The organism is Streptomyces sp. NPDC102270, assembly GCF_044766405.1.
Taxonomy (GTDB): domain Bacteria; phylum Actinomycetota; class Actinomycetes; order Streptomycetales; family Streptomycetaceae; genus Streptomyces.
Window position 1 is genome coordinate 65,348 of the sequence record NZ_JBIWLX010000017.1, and the last position, 22,297, is coordinate 87,644.

Below are 22,297 nucleotides of genomic sequence, written 5' to 3' on the forward strand. Positions count from 1 at the left end.
GATGCCGGGCTCTCTGTGGTTCTTCGCCATCATGCTCACCGGGGACATGGAGCGGCTGCGGAAGGTCATCCAGGCGACCGTCGACACCTGCCGGGCCACCCCGGGTTACGACTGGGAGCTCGCGGCGGCCCTCCAGTGGCGGGCCAACCTGCTCGCCAACCGCTCCGACTGGGCCGGGGACGCCATCCAGGACGCCGAGGAGGCGCTGGAGATCTACGAGCGGATCGGCGACCTGTGGGGCACCGCCGAGGCGCTCTCCGCGCGTGCCGAAGCCCACGAGCGCAAGGGTGAATGGCACGAGGCCGCGGCCGACTACGAGCGGGCGATCGAGCGGGCCGAACAACTCGGCGCCCGCGCCCAGAAGTCCGTGCTCAACGCCCGGCTGGGCAGCGCGCTGCTGGAGACGGGGGAGGCCGAACGCGGCGAACTCCTGCTGCGTGAGGTGATCGCCGACCGGGACGGCGCCCGCAACGAGGCGATGCCCGCCGCCCGGATGTTCCTCGCCGGCCGGCTCGGCCTGACCGGCCGCATTCCCGAAGCACGCGAACAACTCCGGCTGCTGCGCCAGCAGTTCGGCATCGCTCACTTCGTCATCTTCGACGCCTTCATCCTCGGCTCGGAGGCCTGGCTGGAGGCCTGGGACGGCTGCTACGAGGAGTGCCTGACCCTGACCCGCCGGGCGCTGGAGAAGTCCGAGGACCCGCTGGCCCTGACCATCGCCCCGCACATGCGCACCATGTACCTGCACACCGCCGGGCTGGCCCTCGCCGGGGCCGACGGCGGCGCCCGCGCCCGCGACGGCGCCCGCTGCCTCAGGGCCGGGGACGCGCTGCTGCCGCCCAGCCACGTCCCGACGACCGTCGAGCGCACCGTGCGCGGCAGGGCCGAGCGGGAGCTGCGCGCGGTGCTGGGCGACGCGGCCTACGAGTCGGCGTACGCGGAGGGCGACGGCCTCTCCCCGCAGGAGGCCGCCGCCCTGGTGTGACGCGCACCGACGCCGTACTTCAGTTCTTCGTACGGAACTTGTGGATGGCGTACGGTGCCGCCACCGCCGTGATCGCCGCCGACCAGCCGAGCGTCACCCACAGGTCGTGCGCGACCGGGCCGCCCACCATCAGTCCGCGGGCCGCGTCGGCGAGGGCGGACAGCGGGTTGTAGTCGGTGAAGTGCTGGAGCCAGCCCGGCATCGAGTTCGTCGGCGCGAAGATCGACGAGCCGAACTGGAGCGGGAACAGCACCAGGAAGCCCATCGCCTGCACGGACTGCGCGTTCTTCAGGATCACGCCCAGGGTGAGGAACACCCACATGATCGAGGAGGCGAACACGGCGGACAGACCGACCGCCGCGAGCAGACCGCCCCAGTGGTGGATGTCGAAGCCCACCAGGACGGCGACGATCATCAGCACGGTGGTCGCGAACAGCATCCGCAGAAGCTCCACCGAGATCTTCGCGAACAGCACCGAGCCGCGCCCGATGGGCAGGGACCGGAAGCGGTCCATGACACCGGAGTTGAAGTCCTGGCTGAAGCCGGTGCCGACGCCCTGGGACAGGGTCATGCTCATCATCGCGATCATGCCCGGGATGACGTACTGGACGTAGCCGTCCTGTCCGCCGCCCAGGGCCTGCCCGATCGAGCCGCCGAAGACGTAGACGAACAGCAGGGTGAAGACGACCGGCATCAGGATGGCGTCGAACATCGACTCCGGGTCCTGCCGGATCCACAGCAGGTTGCGGCGGATGAGGGCGCCGGTGTGCCGGAGGTGCCCGCGCAGCGGGATACGGGCGTCGGCTTCCGTGGCGGTAAGGGTGGCGGCGCTCATACGGCGACCTCCTCGCGGGTGTCGGTGGGGACGGCGTCCTGCGGGGCACTGGCGCGGTGGCCGGTGAGGGACAGGAACACCTCGTCCAGGCTGGGCAGTTCGGTGGTGATGGAGGAGAAGGTGATACCGCGCGCGGTGACCGCGCCGACCACGGCGGTCAGCTGCTCGTCGCTGAGGATGGGGACGACGAGGGCGCCGCCGTCGGTGTCCACCGTGCTGGTGGCCAGCCCGGTGATGCCGAGCTCGTCGATCCACCCGGCGAGCGGCTGCAACTGCAGCGGATCAACGGGCCGTACCCGCAGCGAGCGGCCGCCGACCTTCGCCTTGAGCTCCTCGATGCGGCCGTCGGCGATGACCTTGCCGTGGTCCACGACGGTCAGCTCGGAGGCGAGCTGCTCGGCCTCCTCCATGTACTGCGTGGTCAGCAGGACGGTCACCCCCTCCCCGACCATCCGCTTGACCTCGTCCCACACCTCGTTGCGGGTGCGCGGGTCGAGACCGGTGGTCGGCTCGTCCAGGAACAGGACCTGGGGCCGGCCGATCATCGAGGCGGCGAGGTCGAGCCGGCGCCGCATACCGCCGGAGTAGGTGCTCGCCGGCCGCTTCGCCGCGTCCGTGAGCGAGAACCGCTCCAGCAGCTCGTCGGCCCGGGTGCGGGCCTCCTTGCGGGGCAGGTCGAGCAGCCGCCCGATCATGTACAGGTTCTCCCAGCCGGGCAGCTTCTCGTCCACCGAGGCGTACTGCCCGGTGAGCCCGATCACCCGCCGCAGCTGCCGGGGCTGCCGTACGGCGTCGTAACCGGCGACCGTGGCCTGTCCGGAGTCCGGGGCGAGGAGGGTGGAGAGAATGCGTACGAGGGTGGTCTTGCCGGCGCCGTTCGGCCCGAGGACACCCATCACGGTGCCCTCGCGCACGTCCAGGTCGACGCCGTCCAGCGCCTTGGTCTCGCCGTAGTGCTTGACCAGCCCCCGCACGGAAACGGCGGAAGCCCCGCTCTTGGGGTTCTTGTCGATTCGCGTCATACCGAGGACGGTGCCAGCCGCCACCGACAAACCACCGACAGGTCGCCTACAGGGACCTACAGCCCACCGACAGACCCGGCGCGGACCACCGCCGTGGCACGATGACGCCCATGTCGGGCCAGGTCTGGGTGTCTCTCATATCGCTGGGCGGCGTCGCGCTGGGCGGCGTGCTCTCCTACCTCGTCCAGCACCGGACACAGCAGTCGGCGGAACGCGCCGAACAGCGGCGTCAGCAGATCGCCGTGTCGGAGGCCCGGCGCGCGGAACGCCTGGCCCTGCTGGAGCGCTTCATCGAGGTCGGCGCCGAGGCGGAACGCGCCGCCTTCTCCCGCCCCGCCGACCACGACCGCACCGACCCCTGGTTCCTCACGACCAGCGACGCCATGAACCGCCTCTGGGTGGCCGAACGCCTCATCCGAGTCCAGTTCCCGCTCCCCGTCCACGAGGCGGCCCGCGCCTACTTCCTCGACCTCAACCGGACCGTGTGGGAGGGCCTGCCGGAGGGCGAGAGCGTACGGGACCACCTGGAGGCCAACCGCCTGGCGTTCCTGGACGCCGCCCGGGCAGCCCTGGGGTAGCCCGTCGGCCACGGACACGGAAAGGAGTCGCCCGGTGAACACCGGGCGCCCCCTTGGTCGTACGGCAGCTCAGTACCGTACGGCCTCCGCGTGTTCCGGCAGATGGGTCGCGACCACGCGCTCCCGGCCGGCCGGGACGGCCACGCGCCGCCGGTCCACGACCGCGGCCACCGCGGCGACCCCGAGGCCGAGCACGGCCAGGGCGGCGCCCGTCAGGGCCGGGGACGTCGCGCCGAGGCCCGCGGCCAGGGCGAGACCGCCGATCCAGGCGCCGCCGGCGTTGGCGAGGTTGAAGGCGGCCTGGTTGGCGGAGGAGGCCAGGGAGGGGGCGGCGGACGCCTTCTCCATGACCATCAGCTGGAGCGGGGAGCCGGTGACGAAGGCCGCCGTGCCCAGCAGGACGACCGCCACCGCCGCGCTCCACTGCGTGGACATCAGCACCGGGAACAGGGCCAGGACCACGACCAGCGCGGTCAGGCCGCCGAACAGGGTGCCGCGCAGCGAGTGGTCGGCGAGCCGTCCGCCGACCAGGTTGCCCGCCGTCGCGCCCACCCCGAACAGGGCGAGCAGCAGCGTCACGCTGGAGCCGGCGTAACCGGCCGCGTCCGTGAGCATCGGCGTGATGTAGCTGTACGCGGCGAACAGCGCGCCGAAGCCGGCGACCGTCGTGCCGAGCGCCAGCCAGACCGGCAGCGACTTCAGCGCGACCAGTTCGCGGCGCAGGCCCACCGCGGGGGCGTGTGCGTGGTCGCGCGGGATGAGGAGCGCCAGGGAGGCTATCGCCGCCAGGCCGATCGCGCTGACACCGAGGAAGGTCGCCCGCCAGCCCAGGTGCTGGCCCATGAGGGTGGCGACGGGCACGCCCGCGATGTTGGCGAGGGTCAGGCCGAGGAACATCAGGGACACCGAGCGGGCCTTGCGCTCCGGTGCCACCATGCCGGTGGCGACGACCGCGCCCACCCCGAAGAAGGCACCGTGCGGCAGCCCGCTCAGGAAGCGGGCCGCGAGCAGCCAGTGCTCGTCGGGGGCGAAGGCGGACAGCGCGTTGCCGGCCACGAACAGTCCCATCAGGCCGATGAGGACCACGCGACGGGACATCCGGGCGGTGACCGCGGCGAGCAGCGGGGCGCCGATCACCACGCCCAACGCGTACGCGGACACCAGATGTCCGGCGGTCGGGATCGAGATGCCGAGGTCGTCCGCGACGTCGGGCAGCAGGCCCATCATCACGAATTCGGTGGTGCCGAGACCAAAAGCGCCGACGGCCAGTGCGAGCAGGGCCAAGGGCATGAAGAGCCGAGCCTTTCAGGGGAGAGCGGAGTTCCGTACGAGTGTATGTTCAAGTACGGAACAAATACTCCCGGGCCCGGTATTCCAAGGGACGTCCGGCGGGTTACGACGAGGTGGCGAGGTTCACACGGGCCGCCACCGGCAGATGGTCGCTGCCGGTCTCGGGCAGCGTCCACGAGCTCACCGGCTCCACACCCTGCACCATGATCTGGTCGATTCGCGCCATCGGGAACGACGCCGGCCAGCTGAACCCGAAGCCGCTGCCCGCCGCGCCCTGCGTGGAGCGCATCTGGGAGGTGACGGCGTTGAGCGCGCGGTCGTTCATCGTGCCGTTGAGGTCGCCGAGCAGGATCTTCCGGGATAGCTTCTCGTCGGCGATGGCCTCGCCCAGCGCGTCGGCGCTCTTGTCGCGCTGCCGGGCGGTGAACCCGGCCGCCATCTTCACCCGCACGGACGGCAGGTGGGCCACGTACACCGCGACCTGTCCGTCCGGGGCGGCCACCCCGGCGCGCATCGCACGGGTCCAGCCCAGCTTGATGTCGACCGGCTTCACGCCGCTGAGCGGGTACTTGCTCCACAGCCCGACGGTGCCCTCGACCGCGTGGTACTTGTACGTCGACGCCAGTGCCTTCTCGTACACCGGCACCGCCGAGACGGTCAGCTCCTCCAGGGCCACCACGTCCGCGCCGGAGGCGGCCACGTCCCGGGCGGTGCCGGACGGGTCGGGGTTGTCGGCGTTGACGTTGTGGGTGGCCACCGTGAGGTCGCCGCCGGTGGCGGACTTGTCGGAGAGCAGCCCGCCGAAGAGGTTCAGCCACACGACCGCGGGGAGCAGCACCGCGATCAGCGCTGTCGCCGACCTGCGCAGGAAACCGAGCAGGAGCAGCACCGGGACGAACACGCCGAGCCACGGCAGGAAGGTCTCGGTGAGACTGCCGAGGTTGCCGACGGCGTTCGGGATCTGCGCGTGCAGCAGCATCACCAGGGCGATGAGCAGCGCGAGGGCGGCCAGGACGACACCGCGGCGCCAGATCCGGCGGTCACCGCGCCAGCCGGAGAGCGGGCGGCCGAGCAGGCGCCGGAGCCGGTCTCTCCGGCGCTCGGGTCCCGAGCCACCGTCCGCCGTCTCCGTCACGTATGCCTGCTGCGCCATACCGTCGCCTCACTACCTGCCGTGCACACCGTTCACCCCGTTGCCGTGGGGCGCCGGACGCCCCGTACGACCCTAGGGGATGATCGGGTTCTCTCTCGTCGTCCCATGACGACCGTACGGGGGCGTTGACGTACAAGTCGGCTTACCGAGTTCCCTGCTACGGCTCGGAAAGCGCCCTCTGTGACGAAACCCGCACACTAGGAACTGACGGGGCGTAGGCCTTCGAGGACGGTGTCGACGATCTGTTCGGAGAGGCCCTCCGGCAGGTCGGCGTTGGGCTGCATGATGGTGCGGAACAGCATGGGGCCGACGACCAGATCATTGACCAACTCGACGTCGATGTCCGTGCGGAGCTCGCCGTTGGCCTGTCCCCGGCGCAGGATGGCGATCTGTTTGCGGCGCCGGGGCGCGACGACGAGCGTGTGGTAGGCGTCCCACACCTTCGGGCTGCTCTTCATCTGAGCGAAGACACTGTGCAGCAGCGCCGAGGAACGGGTCATCAGCCCGCGCTGCCGCAACTGCTCGAGCAGCGCCACGAGATCGTCGCGCATCGAGGTGCCGGGCAGTCCGGCGTCCGGGGGCTCGGCGGTGCGCACGACGTCGACGAAGAGCTCCTCCTTGCCGCTCCAGCGGCGGTAGATGGTGGCCTTGCCGACGCCCGCGGTCCGGGCGATGCGCTCGATGGACAGCTCGGCGAGCGGCACGCCGTCCTCCAGCAGCTTGATGACGGCCTCGATGATGGACCGCTCCACAGCCTCACTGCGGGGCCGCCCCCGTACGGCCCCCGACTGCCTGGACTGACCCTCCGCGAGGCCGCTCACGTCGCTTGGTCCTCTCTGTGGGATGGGGTGATTCTCCCTGGCCTACGGCGGTGCAGGCGGCCGGGGTTGGGCCGCGGCCGCCTGGTGGGGGCGGCTGCGGCTGCGGCTTCTGCGCGGTGCCGGTGTCTTCGACTTCCGTCGGGGGCTGATGGCTTGCGGTGTGCCTGTGGTGCCGGTGGTTTCTGGTCCGCGGCGGTGCGGGTGCCGGTGGCGACGGGCGTCCGCCTGCTGCTGCCGCCACTGCTTCGGGCCCTTCACCCGGTGCCGGTGACTACTGGTGTCCTGCTGGGGCTACAGCCGTTGCCCGGTCGTTCCGTCGGGCACCGCCGCTTCGGGCCCTTCGCCCCGTGCCGGTGGCTGTGCCGGCGTCCTGCTGCTGCCGCCGCTGCCACTGTCCCGTCGTCCCGTCCCGCACCGCCGCCTCCGGTTTATTCGGCGCCGCTATGTCCGGCCGTTCGCCCGGTGCCGTGGCCTGCTGCCGCTGCCGCTGCCGCTGCCGTCCAGTCGTCCCGCCCGGCATCACCGCCTTGAACTCCCCGGGCTCACCGTCTCAGGCCTCCCCGGCCCAGTTGGCCGGCCCGGGCGTCACGCTCGCCAGGTCACTCCCCTGCGGGGACCAACTCCTCTTCCTCCTTGCCCTGCTGAGGATCCTTCGGGCGCCCCGGCAGGTACAGCGCCACCACTACGGCGCCTACCACGGCCACGCCCGCTCCCCACAGCGCGGTGACGTGCATCGCGTGGAGGAAGGCGTCGTTGGCCGGGCCGACCAGGGCGTCGCCCCGGGGGCCGAGCTTCGCGGCGACGCCGAGCGTGGCCTCGATGGACTCGCCCGCGGTGTGCCGTACGCCCGCCGGGACCGGGCCCAGGTGGGACTCGATGCCGTTGCGGTAGGCCGTGGAGAGCACCGAGCCGAGGACGGCGATGCCGAGCGCGCCGCCGACCTGCCGGAAGGTGTTGCTGAGGGCGGACGCGGAGCCGGCCTTCTCGCGCGGCAGGGCCTGCATGATGACGACGCTGGTCGGCGTCATGATGTGCGCCATGCCGGTGCCCATGAGGAAGAAGATCACCTCGAGGAGCCAGATCGGCGTGTCCGCCTCCAGCGCGGCGAACGCGACCAGCATCGCGGCGATCAGCAGCATGCCCCCGGTCGTCGTCGCCCGGTTGCCGAAGCGGTCCACGACCAGCCGGGCGCGCGGCGCGAAGATCAGCTGCGCGGCGGCCAGCGGGAGCATCAGCAGACCGGTCTGCAGCGGCGAGTAGCCCCGTACGCTCTGGGTGTAGAAGACCGAGAAGAAGGTCACGCCCATCAGCGCGAAGAAGACCAGCCCTATGGCACCGATCGCGGCCGAGAAGACCTTGTTCTTGAAGTAGGTGATGTCGATCGACGGATGGTCGCTGCGCTTCTCGAACACCACGAACGCGACGAGCACCGCGAGACCGGCACCGATGGTGGCCAGCACCGTCGCGTCCGTGAAGTCGGCGAGCTGACCGCCCTTGATGATGCCGTAGACGAGCAGGACCAGTCCGATGACCGACAGCACGACACCGACGGGGTCGAGACGGCCCGGGTTCGGGTCGCGGGAGTCGGGTACCAGCCACAGCATCAGCGCGAGGGCGAGCACCACGATCGGCACGTTGATGAGGAAGACCGAGCCCCACCAGAAGTGGTCGAGGAGCACACCGCCGGTGATCGGACCGATGGCGATGGCGAGCCCGACGCCACCCGCCCAGATGCCGATGGCCTTGGGCTGCTCCTCGCGCTCGAAGACGTTCATCAGGACGGCGAGCGTGGCCGGCATGACGAACGCGGCGCCGAGGCCCATCAGCGCGCGGAAGACGATCAGCTGGTTCGGCGAGTCGGAGAACGCGGCGAGGGCGGAACCGGCGCCGAACACGAACAGCCCGCCCAGCAGCACCTTCTTGCGGCCCAGCCGGTCGCCGAGCAGGCCCGCGGTGAACAGGAGACCGGCGAAGACCAGGGTGTAGGCGTTGATCGCCCATTCCAGCTCACTCTGGGTGGCGCCCAGGCCGGTCGGCGCGGGAGTCGAGATCGTCTTGATCGCGACGTTCAAGATGGAGTTGTCGAGCACCACGATCAGGAGGCTCAGCATCAGTACACCGAGGATCGCCCAGCGGCGCCGGTGCACCGCTTCCGGTACCCGGGAGTCAGGGGCTGCGGTAGTCATGCCTCCGAGACTAACCCCATTACGATACGGCACCGTCTCGTATCGATAATTATTTACCCAGCTCTTACTCATCCTGGCGGCCGTCCGAGCCGTGCCTGAACGGTCACACCGACCACCTCTGGCCCTGACCGGGACGAGGTGCCACCATGGAGCTGATCCGGGGACGCCGTGAGGGCGCCTCGAGATGACGTAAGGAGCCGTTGCAATGACGCAGCTTTCGGCTGCCCACACCAAGCCCTCCGACGGCAGCAAGACGCTGTACGGGGGGAAGGGCACTCGCCGCATCACTGTCCGGGACATCACCCTCGCCAAGGAACGCGGTGAGAAGTGGCCCATGCTCACCGCCTACGACGCGACGACCGCCTCCGTCTTCGACGAGGCCGGCATCCCCGTGATGCTCGTCGGCGACTCGGCGGGCAACTGCCATCTCGGCTACGAGACCACCGTGCCCGTCACCATGGACGAGATGACCATGCTGTCGGCGGCCGTCGTACGGGGCACCTCGCGCGCCCTGATCGTCGGCGACCTGCCCTTCGGCTCCTACCAGGAGGGCCCGGTGCAGGCGCTGCGCTCGGCGACCCGGCTGGTCAAGGAGGCGGGCGTCGGCGCCGTGAAGCTGGAGGGCGGCGAGCGCTCCCACGAGCAGATCCGTCTCCTTGTCGAGTCCGGCATCCCGGTCATGGCCCACATCGGCCTGACCCCCCAGTCCGTCAACGCCATGGGCTACCGCGTCCAGGGCCGCGGCGAGGAGGCGGCCCAGCAGCTGCTGCGCGACGCGAAGGCCGTCCAGGACGCTGGCGCGTTCGCCGTAGTCCTGGAGCTGGTCCCGGCCGAGCTCGCGGCCGAGGTCACCCGGGTCCTGCACATCCCGACGGTCGGTATCGGCGCGGGACCGGAGACCGACGCGCAGGTCCTCGTCTGGACCGACATGCTCGGCCTCACCGGCGGCCGGGTCCCGAAGTTCGTCAAGCAGTACGCCAACCTGCGCGAGGTCATGGGCAACGCGGTGAAGGCCTTCGCGGAGGACGTCGTCGGCGGCACGTTCCCGCTGGACGAGCACTCCGTCCACTAGGGCCGAAGGCCCGCCAGAGCCATAGCGGCACCACAGCGCCCCGCCGATCTTCCCCCGTCGGCGGGGCGCTCTCCGTCACCGTCACGTCCCTGGCGGCCCCGGCTCAGTCGAACCGCTCCAGATCCCGCAGCCAAGCCTTCGCCGAGCTGCCCGAGGGCGCCCGCCAGTCACCGCCCGCCGACACCTTCGGGCAGCGCGGCGGCCGCCTTCGTCGCCTCCGCGTACCTCGGCATCTGCAGCCGCGCGGGCTGAACGCCGTAGCCGCCCGCCCTCCTACCGGCCTAGTCGAACCGCGCCAGATCCCGCAGCCAAGCCTTCGCCGAGCTGTCCGACGGGGCCCGCCAGTCACCTCGCGGTGACAGGGAACCGCCCGCCGAGACCTTCGGTCCGTTCGGCATGGCCGATCGCTTGAACTGGGCGAACGCGAAGAAGCGGCGGCAGAACACCTCCAGCCAGCGCCGGATCTCGGGCAGGTCGTACGTCCCGCGCTTGTCCTTGGGGAAGCCCGGGGGCCACGCGCCGGCGTCGACGTCGTGCCAGGCGTGCCAGGCCAGGAAGGCGATCTTCGACGGCCGGAAGCCGTAGCGCAGCACATGGAAGAGCGTGAAGTCGTGCAGCGCGTACGGCCCGATCTTCGACTCGGTGGACTGCATCTCCTCGCCCGGTACGAGCTCCGGGCTGATCTCGGTGTCGAGGATCGCGGTGAGGATCTCACCGGTCTCCGCGTCGAACTGCTCGCTGCTGACGACCCATCGGATCAGATGCTGCATCAGCGTCTTCGGCACGCCCGAGTTGACGTTGTAGTGGCTCATCTGGTCGCCCACGCCGTACGTGGACCAGCCGAGCGCCAGCTCGGAGAGGTCACCGGTGCCGAGCACGATCCCGCCGCGCTGGTTGGCCAGCCGGAACAGGTAGTCGGTGCGCAGGCCCGCCTGGACGTTCTCGAAGGTGACGTCGTACACCGGCTCGCCGGAGGCGAAGGGGTGGCCCATCTCCTGGAGCATCAGCCGCGCGGTCGGCGTGATGTCCAGCTCGGCCGCGGTCACGCCGAGGGCCCGCATCAGACGGTGGGCGTTGGACTTGGTGTGGTCGCTGGTGGCGAAGCCGGGCAGCGTCCAGGCCAGGATGTCACTGCGCGGCCGGCCGGCCCGGTCCATCGCGCGGGCGGCGACGATCAGCGCATGCGTGGAGTCCAGGCCGCCGGAGACGCCGATGACCACCTTCGGGCCGCCGATCGCCGCGAGCCGCTGCTGGAGCCCGGCGACCTGGATGTTGTAGGCCTCGTAGCAGTCCTGGGCGAGCCGCTCGGCGTCGGCAGGCACGAACGGGTAGCGCTCCAGACGGCGCCTGAGGCCCAGGTCGCCCGCCGGCGGGTCGAGCTCGAACGACACCGTCCGGAAGTCACCGGTGCGTGTGAGATGGGTCCGCCGGTTCTCGTCGAACGTGCCCATCCGCATCCGCTCCTGCCGCAGCAGGTCCAGGTCCACGTCGGCCACCGCGTACTCGTCGCCCTGCGGGAACCGCTCCGTCTCCGCCAGCAGGACGCCGTTCTCGTAGACCATGGCCTGGCCGTCCCAGGACAGGTCGGTCGTCGACTCGCCGAGTCCGGCCGCCGCGTAGACATAGGCGGCGAGGCAGCGCGAGGACGCCGAGCGGCACAGCAGCTTGCGGTCCTCGGCCCGCCCGACCGTGATCGGGCTGCCGGAGAGGTTGACCAGGACGGTCGCACCGGCGAGGGCGGCCTCCGCGCTGGGCGGCACCGGCACCCACATGTCCTCGCAGATCTCCGCGTGCAGCACGAGACCTGGGACATCTCCCGCCTCGAACAGCAGGTCCACGCCGAACGGCACGCTCGCACCGCCGACCCGGATCGACCCGCCGCGCTCGTCGGCACCGTCGCCGATCTGCCGACGCTCGTAGAACTCGCGGTAGTTGGGCGGGTACGACTTCGGTACGACACCGAGGACCCGGCCGCGGTGCACGATCACCGCGCAGTTGTAGACCCGGTTGCGGTGGCGCAGCGGGGCGCCGACGACCAGCACCGGGAGCAGGCCGGCCGACCCGGCGACCACGTCCGCGAGCGCCGTCTCGACCTCGTCGAGCAGCGCGTCCTGCAGGAGCAGGTCCTCGATGGAGTAGCCGCACAGCCCCAGCTCCGGGAAGACGGCGACGGCGACCCCCTCCTCGGAGCACCGGCGCGCGTGACGCAGTACCGCTTCGGCGTTGGCGGGCGGGTCCGCGATGACGGTGTGACCCGTACACGCGGCGACGCGTGCGAACCCGTGCTGATAGATGGACCAGAAGTTCGAGGCAGTCACGGGCATCAGTGTAATCGTCAGAGCGACGCGATCGAGGAGAGGGCCTGCGCGGGGCGGGACGGTCTGTCCTGTCCGAAGCCAAGTCTGTGTGTTGGCCGGGTCATGATCCTTCGATGCCCCTTGCCGGATTGTCATGACCTTGCCTTCAATGAACGGCATGAGCGGCATGAGCGGCATAAGTGGTATGAGCGGCAGGCGAGATGAAGGCCCGGGCCGTGCGGCGGGATGGGGCTGGTTCCTGGCCTGGCTCCTCGTGGGGGCGTGCGCCGGCATCGGCCTCGCGGCGATCCTGACGGTGGGCGCGGCCTTCGTCGTACTCGCCGCGGTGGCCGCGGTGTTCCTGCTCCGCAGCGGACCTCGACGCGCTGTCCTGGGCGGCGTCTCGGGAGTGGCCCTGCCGCTGTTCTACCTCGCGTACCTGAACCGGGGCGGCCCGGGGGAGGTGTGCCACGCGGTGCCGGGCGGGCAGTCCTGCACCGACGAGTACACGCCTGTTCCGTTCCTCGTCGCCGGGGTGCTCGTACTGGTGGCGGGTTGCGTGATCCACGTGATGGCCGGCCGCCGCGGGGGAGCGGGCCGCGTGTCGGAGAGCTAGGCCCTTCTGACGGACTCCGCGGCGTCGCCGAAGATCCATCAGAAGGGCCCTGGCCGGGCGGGACATGCGTGAGGGTCCGGTCCCGGAGGTTCTCACCTCCGGGACCGGACCCCTGTGGACGGGCGTCCGGATCAGTGCTTGCCGAACGACTGCACGTAACCGTTCGCGGGCGTACCCACGCCGGTGACGTCGTCGTAGCCCTTCACCGCGGACAGGGAGCTGTCCTTGCCGAGGCTGCGGACCGAGACGGTCAGACCACCGCTGGCGTCAGAGCCGTTGACGAAGTCGGTGCGGGCCACCGCGAGTCCGGACCCCGTGGGGTTGTCCGTGACGTCGTGGAAGGCCTTCGAGCCGTACTTCGCGTAGATCGACGGGTTGGCGAAACCGATCGCCTTGCCGCCCCGCGCCTGCTGGGCGAGCGCCTGCACGGCCGCGATCACCGGCGAGGCCAGCGACGTGCCGCCGATGCGGTACTCGCTGTACTGCTGCGAGCCGTCGGGGAAGGTCTGCGTCTGCCCGACCAGGAAACCGGTGTTCGGGTCGGCGATCGCGGAGATGTCCGGGACGACACGGTTGCCGGCGGCGTTGTTGGCCGTGGCGAGCGCGTCCGGGACGACACCCTTCTGGTAGAAGGGCTCGGCGACCGTCTTGCTGGTGCCGCCGCCCGCACCGGAGGTGAACGCGCCGGGGAAGTTGGTCCAGCTCTTGCCGTCCGCGGACAGCAGGGCCTTCTCGGTTCCCCAGCCGGTCTCCCACAGGTACTTGTCGCCCTTGCCGACGGCCAGCGAGGTACCGCCGACCGCCGTCACCCACGCCGAGTTGGCCGGGGTGTCGACCTGCTTCGTCCCGGTGTTGGCGACCTCGTCGCCGTTGTCGCCGGAGGAGAAGTAGAAGCCGATGCCCTCGACCGCGCCGAACTGGAAGACCTGGTCGTAGGCGGCCGCGAGATCCGGCGTCTGGTTGGCCTCGATGTCGCCCCACGAGTTGGAGACGAGGTCGGCCAGGTGGTTGTCGACGACCTTGCTGAGCGAGTCGAGCAGATCGTCGTCGTAGCAGGACGCGGCACCCACGTAGGTGATGTTCGCGTCCGGCGCGACCGCGTGCACGGCCTCGACGTCGAGGGTCTCCTCGCCGTACCAGCCGGCCGCCCCGCACTCCTCGGTCTTGGTGTAGTTCTTCGGCAGTACCTGCTTCAGCTGGCCGCTGGAGTAGGCCGCGTCACCGTTCTTCTTCGCGTACGTGGCCGCGTCGAAGGCGATGGTCGGGGAGGCGTAGGCGTCGGTGATGGCGACGCGCACTCCCTTGCCGGTGTACTTGCCGGCGCCGTAGGCGGCGCGCAGCTGCTTGCCCCTGTAGCCCTTGATCGCGTACGGGACCTTCGAGCCGTAGGCCGCGGGCAGCGTGCTCGCGGTGTTCGAGCCGTAGTACGAGGAGAACGGCCCGGCGTTCTTGAACACGGCGTCCGGCGGCGGCAGTTGTTCCTTGCTGCTCGCCTTGTGCGGCGCGTTGTCCAGGCCCGTGACGGTCAGGACGGCACCGTCGAGGCCGGCCGGCGCGGAGGCGGCCTTGGCCGGGGCGTGGTAGGTCTTCGAGCCCTTGGCGTAGTTGTGCAGCTGGGTCCCGAATGCCTTCTCGACGGCGGCCACGTCACCGCTGACGGCGACGTAGTGCTCGGTCACGTCCGTGACCTTCAGTCCGGCGGATGTCAGCCAGGACTTGACCGCCGCGACCTGGGCGGCGGTGGCGCCGAAACGCTGCTTCGTCTGCTGTGCGCTCAGGTACTTGCCGTACGACGCCGAGCTCGGGTCGGCCACGGCCTTCGCGTAGGCGGCGAGCCCGGTGGCGTCCTTGCCGGCGAGGTAGACCCGGGCGGAGACCTTGGAACTGTCCGCGGTGGCGCCCTTGTCGGCCTTGGCCGTGGCCCACGCGGGCTTGGTCCCGGCCAGCGTGTCACGGTTCGGGCTGTCCGCGGCGTGGGCCGCGGGTATACCGAGCGCCAGCGCGCCCGCGAGCATCGGCAGCGTCGCCGCCATGCTCACCCCGGCGCGGAGTTTGGCGCGGTTGGATCTCATGGAACCCCCTGGATGCGGTTCGTCGCGAGTGATCACTCGACGGTGTGGCCACTCTTGCGACGAACGGTTCATGCAAGGGGAATGCGCATGCCAAGAAGAGCCCAATTAACCTAATGAGAAAGGCTGTTTCGAGGGTTAACCCTCTATGATCGAGGCTTTGCGCCCCGTTCCTTCAGCATCCCCGCCATCAGGTCGATCTCCGACTGCTGCGCGGCGACCATCCCCTGCGCGAGCCGCTTCTCCACCCCGACCGTGCACTTGTCCACACAGCCCTTCGCCATGTGGATGCCGCCCTGGTGATGGTCCGTCATCAACTGCAGATAGAGGATCTCGGCCTGCTTGCCGTTCAACGTGCCCAGCTTCTTCATCTCGCTGTCGGTCGCCATGCCCGGCATCAGCGAACCCTCACCGGCCGACGGCATGTCACCCATGCCCATCCACGTCATCGGCGGATCCGCCGACACCTTCGGCAGCCCCCACAGATCCAGCCAGCCCAGCAGCATGCCGCGCTGGTTGGCCTGCGTCTGCGCGATGTCGTAGGCGAGCCGCTGCACCTCGACGTCCTTGGTGCGGTCCCGCACGATGTACGACATCTCGACGGCCTGCTGGTGGTGCACGGCCATGTCGCGCGCGAAACCGGCGTCCGCGGACTCGGCGGACGGGGTGTCGCCCGAGCCGCCGTCCTCGGCCACGGCGTAGGTGATCGCGCCGGCCGCGATGAGCACACCCGCCACGGCCACGGCCACTCCTGCGAACCTCACTGACCCAGACCACCCGTGCACGCCGCGCCCGGCTCGGGCGTCTGCTCGCCCTGCACGAACTTCTCGAAGAACTTGTCGACGTTCGGGTCGCTCGCCCCCGTCACGGTCCGCTGGTGGCCCCACGCCGACAGCACGATCGGGTCCTTCTGCTTGTCGTCGGGGCTCATCAGCGTGTACGGCGTCTTCTTCACCTTCGCCGCGAGCGCGTCCACGTCCGCCTTCTTGGCCTTGGCGGTGTACGTCACCCAGACCGCGCCGTGCTCCAGCGAGTGCACGGCGTTCATGTTGTTGAGCGCCTTGGTGTAGACGTCGCCGTTGCAGTTCATCCAGACCTGGTTGTGGTCGCCGCCGACCGGGGGCTCCATCGGGTAGCTCACGGTCTTGACGACGTGGTTGCGGCCCAGCGTGCCCTTCCAGGTCTGCACGCCGTCCGAGCCCGTGACGAAGTGCCCCTTGCCCTTGCTGTCGGCCGCCGTGCTGTCGTCGTCGGACTGCGACTGCACCAGCACGATGGCGCCGGCGACCAGAGCGGCCACGACGACCGCACTCGCGCTGATCGTGAGGATCCGGTTGCGGCGCTCGCGGGACTGTTCGGCGCGCCGCATCTCCTCTATGCGCGCCTTGCGTGCCGTGGCGGTGCTCTTCTTGGCGGAACCCATGAGGTGTGTCCTTCTGGGGGAAAGGGGCGGGACGGATGGTGACGATCGGTCCGCTGATCGTAGTGGGGCGGGGGTGACTTCTCGTAGGGAGGCCACAGGAAACCGGGGCGCGGGGTGAGACGGGGCGGGCCGGGCATTACGTATGTCAGTCCGAGCAGGCAAGATGGGCAGCGGAGCAGTACATCCACCGGACGTGAGGCGTTCATTCCCGGGCCGCCGGGACGATCAAGGTCGGCAACGCGCACGAAATGCTGTTGTGGTGTGATGCTCAGGTGCCCGACCGCCTCCTGCGGGACACGGAGACAGGCGGCCTGACCAGCAAGGATGGGGAAGCGGAAGATGGACAAGCAGCAGGAGTTCGTGCTCCGGACCTTGGAGGAGCGCGACATCCGGTTCGTACGCCTGTGGTTCACGGACGTGCTGGGCTTCCTCAAGTCCGTCGCCGTGGCCCCGGCCGAGCTGGAACAGGCCTTCGACGAGGGCATCGGCTTCGACGGCTCGGCGATCGAGGGATTCGCCCGCGTATACGAATCCGACATGATCGCCAAGCCGGATCCGTCGACCTTCCAGGTCCTGCCCTGGCGCGCGGAGGCCCCCGGCACGGCCCGGATGTTCTGCGACATCCTCATGCCGGACGGCTCCCCGTCCTTCGCGGACCCGAGGTACGTCCTCAAGCGTGCCCTGGCCCGCACGTCCGACCTGGGCTTCACCTTCTACACCCACCCGGAGATCGAGTTCTTCCTCCTGAAGGACCGCCCGCTGGACGGCTCACGCCCGACCCCGGCCGACAACTCCGGCTACTTCGACCACACCCCGCAGAACATCGGCATGGACTTCCGCCGCCAGGCGATCACCATGCTGGAGTCGATGGGCATCTCGGTCGAGTTCTCCCACCACGAGGGCGCCCCCGGCCAGCAGGAGATCGACCTCCGCTACGCCGACGCGCTCTCGACGGCCGACAACATCATGACGTTCCGCCTGGTCATGAAGCAGGTGGCGCTGGAGCAGGGCGTCCAGGCCACGTTCATGCCGAAGCCGTTCTCGGAGCACCCCGGCTCGGGCATGCACACCCACCTGTCCCTCTTCGAGGGCGACCGGAACGCGTTCTACGAGTCGGGCTCGGAGTACCAGCTCTCCAAGGTCGGCCGCTCCTTCATCGCGGGCCTGCTCAAGCACGCGGCGGAGATCTCCGCGGTCACCAACCAGTGGGTCAACTCCTACAAGCGCATCTGGGGCGGCACCGAGCGCACCGCCGGCGCCGGCGGCGAGGCCCCCTCCTACATCTGCTGGGGCCACAACAACCGCTCGGCCCTGGTCCGCGTCCCGATGTACAAGCCCGGCAAGACCGGCTCGGCCCGTATCGAAGTCCGCTCCCTCGACTCCGGCGCCAACCCGTACCTGGCGTACGCCCTCCTCCTGGCCGCCGGCCTCAAGGGCGTCGAGGAGGGCTACGAGCTCCCGCCGGGCGCCGAGGACGACGTCTGGGCCCTGTCCAACTCCGAGCGCCGCGCCATGGGCATCGAGCCCCTGCCCCAGAACCTGGGCGAGGCCCTCACCCTGATGGAACGCAGCGACCTGGTCGCCGAGACCCTTGGCGAGCACGTGTTCGACTTCTTCCTGCGCAACAAGAAGAGCGAGTGGGAGGAGTACCGCAGCGAGGTCACCGCCTTCGAGCTGCGGAAGAACCTGCCGGTGCTGTAGGGCTGCGCCGTAGGGCGCGGGGAACTGGTCGCCCCAGTTCCCCGCGCCCCTGACGGTCGGCTACTGCTGTGCCAGCTTCGCCAGTACCTGGTGCAGCGGCTCAGTCTCCCTGCGCTTGTACTCCTGGATCGCCCAGCCGTTGCCGTCCGGGTCCTTGAAGTACATGAAGGTGGCGCCGTCCTGCGGGGCGAACTGCACCGGTTCGCTCACGTCCAGGCCACGCGAGGTGAGCTCCTCGTACGCCGCCTTCGCGTCCGTCACACACAGCTGCATGCCGTGGTACGTGCCGGGCTGAGGGCTCCCCGTGGGGACCTGGAGGCCGTCCACCAGGGCGATGGAACAGCCCGAGCCGGGCGGGGTCAGCTGACAGATGCGGACGCCCTCCATCACCTCGCCGTCCAGGTCCACGTGGAAACCGACCTTGTCGCGGTAGAACTCCTTGGCGCGGTCGACGTCCGTGACCGGCAGCAAAATGACTTCGAGGCTCATGTCCATGGCGTGACTCCCTTGTCGACGTCAGTACGGAGGGCCGTTCTCAGAAGCGCCACCGCGTCTGGCTGAACGGCTGTCCCTTACCGAAGCCGAAAACCGTGCGCGGCGCCACCGCATAGACGACAGCGTGTCCCGGTCCGTGATGGAAGTAGCCGTCCCGCACCTCGAAGCGCCAGAAATCGCCGTACTTGGCCTCCCACGCGGCGGCCAGCTCCCGGAGACGAGCGTCGTCCGACACCCGCACCGCCTCGCCCTCCACCACCAGGTCGTAGCCCTTGTCCCAGATGTTGGTGCCGGTCGTCAGCGTCACGTGCGCGTTGTGCGCGAGGTTCTTCGCCTTGCGCTCCTCGGGGCCGGTGCAGAAGTGCAGCGCCCCGTGGGCCCACACCGCCGGCAACGGCGTGACGTGCGGGCGCCCGTCCGGTCGTACCGTCGAGATCCAGAACAGCTCGGCGGAGGCCAGCAGCGACTCCGCGTCGGCCCAGGCGTGCGCGGTCGCGTCGGGATCGCTGTAGCGGGGGTCGAGCTGGGTCTCGGGTTCCATCTCTGTCATCACAGGGCCTCCGGCTCGGGGAACACCCGGGCCACCGCGGCGGTCCGGCTCGACACCCCCAGTCTGCCGAAGGCGTTCCCCGAATGCGGGGCGAGACGACGATGGCGCTTCTCCCCAGCTCTCCGGTTAGGCTCGATCGGTACGACCTTGATCGGACGGGAGGCCGGGATGACGGCGGCGCCGGGGCGCAGGAGCAGTACCTTCACGCGGCTGCTGCGGCACGGTTTCACCGATCCGTCGGCCGCCGAGCGGCTGCTCGACAGCGGCGAGCTGAGCGGCGTACGCAATGACCCGGTTCTGCTGGAGGCGCTCGGCGCGACCGCCGACCCCGACCTTGCCCTGCACGGTCTCGTACGGCTTCTGGAGGCGCAGCCGGGCCGGGAGCTGCTCGACACCGTGATAGCGGCGAAGCCGTTCCGTGACCGGCTGCTCGGGGTGCTCGGCGCGTCCGCCGCGCTCGCCGAGCACCTCGCCCGGCACCCCGGCGACTGGCACGCCCTCGTCACCTACGAGCCCCGAGACCTGCACCCCGGCGTCGAGGAGTTCGAGCGCGGGCTCGCCGAGGCCACCGACCCCGTCACCCTGCGCGTCGCCTACCGGCGCTGTCTGCTGTCGATCGCCGCCCGTGACGTGTGCGGCACCACCGACCTCGCCGAGACCGCCGCCGAACTCGCCGACCTCGCCACCGCGACCCTGCGCGCCGCGCTCGCCATAGCGCGGGCGGCCGCCCCCGAGGACGCGGCGCTGTGCCGGCTCGCGGTGATCGCGATGGGCAAGTGCGGTGGCCACGAACTCAATTACGTCTCCGACGTCGATGTGATCTTCGTGGGGGAGGCGGTGGACGGGGCCGACGAGGGCAAGGCCCTGCGCGCCGCCACCAAGCTCGCCTCGCACATGATGCGCGTCTGCTCCGAGACCACCGTCGAGGGATCCATCTGGCCCGTCGACGCCAATCTGCGGCCCGAGGGCAGAAACGGTCCGCTGGTACGCACCCTCGCCAGCCACCTCGCCTACTACCAGCGCTGGGCCAAGACCTGGGAGTTCCAGGCCCTCCTCAAGGCCCGCCCGGTCGCCGGCGACCTGGAGCTCGGCGAGGAGTACGTCGCGGCCCTCGAACCCCTCGTCTGGAAGGCCGCCGAGCGCGAGAACTTCGTCGCCGACGTGCAGAAAATGCGCCGCCGGGTCGTGGAGAACATCCCCCTCGCCGAGCTCGACCGGCAGCTGAAGCTCGGGCCCGGCGGCCTCAGGGACGTCGAATTCGCCGTACAGCTCCTGCAGTTGGTGCACGGCCGCGAGGACGGCTCGCTGCGCAGCGGCACCACCCTCGACGCCCTGCAGGCCCTCGCCGCCGGCGGCTACGTCGGCCGGGCCGACGCCGCCCAGCTCGACGACGCCTACCGCTTTCTGCGCTCCATGGAGCACCGCATCCAGCTCTACCGACTGCGCCGCACCCATCTCGTCCCCGAGGACGAGGCCGACCTGCGGCGCCTCGGCCGCTCTCTGGGCCTGCGCGCCGACCCGGTGACCGACCTGAACCGCGAGTGGAAGCGGCACGCCTCCGTCGTACGACGACTGCACGAGAAGCTGTTCTACCGGCCACTGCTGGACGCCGTGGCCCAACTCGGGCCCGGCGAGGCCCGGTTGAGCCCCGGGGCGGCGCGGGAGCGGCTGATCGCGCTCGGGTACGCCGACCCCGCCTCCGCGCTCCGCCATCTGGAGGCCCTCGCCTCCGGCGTCAGCCGCAAGGCCGCCATCCAGCGAACCCTCCTTCCCGTTCTGCTGGGTTGGTTCGCCGAGTCGGCCGACCCGGACGCCGGGCTGCTCACCTTCCGCAAGGTGTCGGACGCGTTGGGCAAGACCCCTTGGTATCTACGGCTGTTGAGGGACGAGGGCGCCGCCGCCGAGAATCTCGCGCGCGTGCTGTCCGCCGGGCGCCTCGCCCCCGACCTGCTGATGCGGGCCCCCGAAGCCGTGGCCCTGCTCGGGGACGGCGACGGCGGCGGGCTCGCTCCGCGCGGGCGGGCCGGTCTCGAGCAGGAGATACTCTCCGCGGTCGGCCGTGCGGACGGCGCCGTCCAGGGCGTCACGGCGGCCCGTGGCGTCCGCCGCCGCGAACTGTTCCGTACGGCCGCCGCGGACATCGTCGGCTCCTACGGAACCGAGACCCAGCCGGCCGAACCGGACCAGGGCGCCCTGGTGGAGCGCGTCGGCGCCGCCGTGTCCGACCTGACCGCCGCGACCCTCGCCGGTACCCTGCGCGCGGTCGTCCGGGAGGGCTGGGGCGACACCCTGCCGACCCGGTTCGCCGTCATCGGCATGGGCCGCTTCGGCGGTCACGAACTCGGCTACGGCTCCGACGCGGACGTCCTGTTCGTGCACGAACCGCGCGAGGGCGTCGAGGAACGGGTGGCCTCCGAGGCCGCCAACAAGGTCGTCTCCGAGATGCGCCGCCTGCTCCAGATCCCGAGCGCCGACCCCCCGCTGCTCATCGACGCCGACCTGCGCCCCGAGGGCAAGTCCGGGCCGCTGGTGCGCACCCTGACGTCGTACGCGGCCTACTACCGCCGCTGGTCGCTCGTCTGGGAGGCACAGGCGCTGCTGCGGGCCGAACCGGTCGCCGGCGACGAGGAGCTGGGCCGCCGCTTCGTCGAGCTCATCGACCCCCTGCGCTATCCGGCGGCCGGCCTCGGCGACGACGCCGTACGCGAGATCCGGCGGCTGAAGGCGCGCATGGAGTCCGAGCGGATGCCACGCGGCGCCGACCCGAAACTGCACACCAAGCTCGGGCCCGGCGGCCTCTCGGACGTCGAGTGGACGGTCCAGCTGCTCCAGATGCGGCACGGGGCGCAGGTGCCGGGGCTGCGCACGACCCGTACCCGCGCGGCCCTCGTCGCCGCACGGGACGCCGGATTCATCTCCGCCGACGACACCCAGGTCCTCGACGAGGCGTGGGTGCTGGCGACCCGGGTGCGCAACGCGGTGATGCTGGTGCGGGGACGGGCCGGGGACACGTTCCCGGCCGAGGCGCGGGAACTCGCCGCCGTCGGCCGGTACCTGGGGTACGGGCCGGGGCACGCGGGGGACATGCTGGACGACTACCGGCGTACGACCCGGCGGGCCCGGGGCGTGGTGGAGGAGCTGTTCTACGGGGCGTGAGGGGGCGTCCCGGCCGGCGGCCGCCCAGGGCGCCCAGGCCGGCTCGCA

Annotated in this window: 17 protein-coding genes; 5 read left to right on the forward strand and 12 right to left on the reverse strand. The window is 70.6% G+C overall.

Annotated elements, in window-relative coordinates:
* Positions 1-1,004 precede the first annotated feature (1,004 nt).
* Positions 1,005-1,820, reverse strand: coding sequence for an ABC transporter permease (locus tag ACIRP7_RS32495; RefSeq protein ID WP_403666499.1), 816 nt, complete (start codon positions 1,818-1,820; stop codon positions 1,005-1,007).
* Positions 1,817-2,842, reverse strand: coding sequence for an ATP-binding cassette domain-containing protein (locus ACIRP7_RS32500; RefSeq protein ID WP_403666502.1), 1,026 nt, complete (start codon positions 2,840-2,842; stop codon positions 1,817-1,819). Before ACIRP7_RS32500 ends, ACIRP7_RS32495 begins: the two co-directional genes overlap by 4 nt.
* Before the next feature lie 101 nt (positions 2,843-2,943).
* On the opposite strand from ACIRP7_RS32500, the gene ACIRP7_RS32505 reads away from it, so the two are divergent.
* Positions 2,944-3,420 carry a hypothetical protein gene (locus ACIRP7_RS32505; protein WP_403666506.1) on the forward strand — a complete coding sequence of 159 codons (477 nt, stop codon included), beginning with the start codon at positions 2,944-2,946 and terminating at the stop codon, positions 3,418-3,420.
* Positions 3,421-3,489: 69 nt separating this feature from the next.
* On the opposite strand, the gene ACIRP7_RS32510 is transcribed toward ACIRP7_RS32505, so the two are convergent.
* The 4 genes from ACIRP7_RS32510 to ACIRP7_RS32525 all read right to left on the reverse strand — a co-directional run bounded on the left by ACIRP7_RS32510 (position 3,490) and on the right by ACIRP7_RS32525 (position 8,870).
* On the reverse strand, positions 3,490-4,710 hold the full coding sequence (locus tag ACIRP7_RS32510; RefSeq protein WP_403666508.1) for an MFS transporter: 1,221 nt from the start codon (positions 4,708-4,710) through the stop codon (positions 3,490-3,492).
* 103 nt (positions 4,711-4,813) lie between these two features.
* A complete protein-coding gene (locus tag ACIRP7_RS32515) occupies positions 4,814-5,863 on the reverse strand; it encodes an endonuclease/exonuclease/phosphatase family protein (protein ID WP_403666511.1) in 1,050 nt (349 codons plus the stop codon).
* Positions 5,864-6,060: 197 nt separating this feature from the next.
* The gene (locus ACIRP7_RS32520; RefSeq protein WP_403666513.1) at positions 6,061-6,684 is read right to left on the reverse strand and encodes a TetR/AcrR family transcriptional regulator; all 624 of its coding nucleotides are present in this window, start codon (positions 6,682-6,684) and stop codon (positions 6,061-6,063) included.
* Between the two features lie 599 nt (positions 6,685-7,283).
* Positions 7,284-8,870 carry an MFS transporter gene (locus ACIRP7_RS32525; RefSeq protein WP_403666516.1) on the reverse strand — a complete coding sequence of 529 codons (1,587 nt, stop codon included), beginning with the start codon at positions 8,868-8,870 and terminating at the stop codon, positions 7,284-7,286.
* A 205-nt stretch (positions 8,871-9,075) separates the two neighbouring features.
* Here ACIRP7_RS32525 and panB point away from each other — a divergent pair, with 205 nt between their 5' ends.
* Positions 9,076-9,942: a 3-methyl-2-oxobutanoate hydroxymethyltransferase gene (panB, locus tag ACIRP7_RS32530; RefSeq protein ID WP_393599326.1), complete on the forward strand. Its 867-nt coding sequence runs from the start codon at positions 9,076-9,078 to the stop codon at positions 9,940-9,942.
* A gap of 281 nt (positions 9,943-10,223) precedes the next feature.
* On the opposite strand, the gene ACIRP7_RS32535 is transcribed toward panB, so the two are convergent.
* Positions 10,224-12,266 (reverse strand): NAD(+) synthase, encoded by a 2,043-nt coding sequence (locus ACIRP7_RS32535; RefSeq protein ID WP_403666519.1) that lies wholly within the window; start codon positions 12,264-12,266, stop codon positions 10,224-10,226.
* A gap of 151 nt (positions 12,267-12,417) precedes the next feature.
* Here ACIRP7_RS32535 and ACIRP7_RS32540 point away from each other — a divergent pair, with 151 nt between their 5' ends.
* Positions 12,418-12,855: a hypothetical protein gene (locus tag ACIRP7_RS32540; protein WP_403666521.1), complete on the forward strand. Its 438-nt coding sequence runs from the start codon at positions 12,418-12,420 to the stop codon at positions 12,853-12,855.
* Between the two features lie 131 nt (positions 12,856-12,986).
* Here ACIRP7_RS32540 and ACIRP7_RS32545 read toward each other — a convergent pair whose 3' ends face one another.
* The 3 genes from ACIRP7_RS32545 to ACIRP7_RS32555 form a co-directional block, all read right to left on the reverse strand.
* Positions 12,987-14,927 carry a protease pro-enzyme activation domain-containing protein gene (locus ACIRP7_RS32545; protein WP_403666523.1) on the reverse strand — a complete coding sequence of 647 codons (1,941 nt, stop codon included), beginning with the start codon at positions 14,925-14,927 and terminating at the stop codon, positions 12,987-12,989.
* Positions 14,928-15,070: 143 nt separating this feature from the next.
* A complete protein-coding gene (locus ACIRP7_RS32550) occupies positions 15,071-15,673 on the reverse strand; it encodes a DUF305 domain-containing protein (RefSeq protein WP_403666822.1) in 603 nt (200 codons plus the stop codon).
* An 11-nt stretch (positions 15,674-15,684) separates the two neighbouring features.
* Positions 15,685-16,347 (reverse strand): DUF3105 domain-containing protein, encoded by a 663-nt coding sequence (locus tag ACIRP7_RS32555; protein WP_403666526.1) that lies wholly within the window; start codon positions 16,345-16,347, stop codon positions 15,685-15,687.
* 339 nt (positions 16,348-16,686) lie between these two features.
* Here ACIRP7_RS32555 and glnA point away from each other — a divergent pair, with 339 nt between their 5' ends.
* Positions 16,687-18,048, forward strand: a complete 1,362-nt coding sequence (gene glnA / locus ACIRP7_RS32560; protein ID WP_352383150.1) for a type I glutamate--ammonia ligase — start codon at positions 16,687-16,689, stop codon at positions 18,046-18,048.
* 60 nt (positions 18,049-18,108) lie between these two features.
* On the opposite strand, the gene ACIRP7_RS32565 is transcribed toward glnA, so the two are convergent.
* The gene (locus ACIRP7_RS32565) at positions 18,109-18,543 is read right to left on the reverse strand and encodes a VOC family protein (RefSeq protein WP_403666529.1); all 435 of its coding nucleotides are present in this window, start codon (positions 18,541-18,543) and stop codon (positions 18,109-18,111) included.
* Between the two features lie 40 nt (positions 18,544-18,583).
* The gene (locus ACIRP7_RS32570) at positions 18,584-19,093 is read right to left on the reverse strand and encodes a pyridoxamine 5'-phosphate oxidase family protein (protein ID WP_403666532.1); all 510 of its coding nucleotides are present in this window, start codon (positions 19,091-19,093) and stop codon (positions 18,584-18,586) included.
* A gap of 168 nt (positions 19,094-19,261) precedes the next feature.
* Here ACIRP7_RS32570 and ACIRP7_RS32575 point away from each other — a divergent pair, with 168 nt between their 5' ends.
* Positions 19,262-22,249, forward strand: a complete 2,988-nt coding sequence (locus ACIRP7_RS32575) for a bifunctional [glutamine synthetase] adenylyltransferase/[glutamine synthetase]-adenylyl-L-tyrosine phosphorylase (protein WP_403666534.1) — start codon at positions 19,262-19,264, stop codon at positions 22,247-22,249.
* Positions 22,250-22,297 lie beyond the last annotated feature (48 nt).

Coding starts and splice junctions, on each gene's coding strand:
- ACIRP7_RS32535 (WP_403666519.1), bottom strand. CDS start 12,266: ATGCCCGTGACTGCCTCGAACTTCTGGTCCATCTATCAGCACGGGTTC.
- ACIRP7_RS32505 (WP_403666506.1), top strand. CDS start 2,944: ATGACGCCCATGTCGGGCCAGGTCTGGGTGTCTCTCATATCGCTGGGC.
- ACIRP7_RS32570 (WP_403666532.1), bottom strand. CDS start 19,093: ATGACAGAGATGGAACCCGAGACCCAGCTCGACCCCCGCTACAGCGAT.
- ACIRP7_RS32495 (WP_403666499.1), bottom strand. CDS start 1,820: ATGAGCGCCGCCACCCTTACCGCCACGGAAGCCGACGCCCGTATCCCG.
- ACIRP7_RS32515 (WP_403666511.1), bottom strand. CDS start 5,863: ATGGCGCAGCAGGCATACGTGACGGAGACGGCGGACGGTGGCTCGGGA.
- ACIRP7_RS32525 (WP_403666516.1), bottom strand. CDS start 8,870: ATGACTACCGCAGCCCCTGACTCCCGGGTACCGGAAGCGGTGCACCGG.
- ACIRP7_RS32500 (WP_403666502.1), bottom strand. CDS start 2,842: ATGACGCGAATCGACAAGAACCCCAAGAGCGGGGCTTCCGCCGTTTCC.
- ACIRP7_RS32565 (WP_403666529.1), bottom strand. CDS start 18,543: ATGGACATGAGCCTCGAAGTCATTTTGCTGCCGGTCACGGACGTCGAC.
- ACIRP7_RS32555 (WP_403666526.1), bottom strand. CDS start 16,347: ATGGGTTCCGCCAAGAAGAGCACCGCCACGGCACGCAAGGCGCGCATA.
- ACIRP7_RS32545 (WP_403666523.1), bottom strand. CDS start 14,927: ATGAGATCCAACCGCGCCAAACTCCGCGCCGGGGTGAGCATGGCGGCG.
- panB (WP_393599326.1), top strand. CDS start 9,076: ATGACGCAGCTTTCGGCTGCCCACACCAAGCCCTCCGACGGCAGCAAG.
- ACIRP7_RS32540 (WP_403666521.1), top strand. CDS start 12,418: ATGAGCGGCATGAGCGGCATAAGTGGTATGAGCGGCAGGCGAGATGAA.
- ACIRP7_RS32575 (WP_403666534.1), top strand. CDS start 19,262: ATGACGGCGGCGCCGGGGCGCAGGAGCAGTACCTTCACGCGGCTGCTG.
- ACIRP7_RS32510 (WP_403666508.1), bottom strand. CDS start 4,710: ATGCCCTTGGCCCTGCTCGCACTGGCCGTCGGCGCTTTTGGTCTCGGC.
- glnA (WP_352383150.1), top strand. CDS start 16,687: ATGGACAAGCAGCAGGAGTTCGTGCTCCGGACCTTGGAGGAGCGCGAC.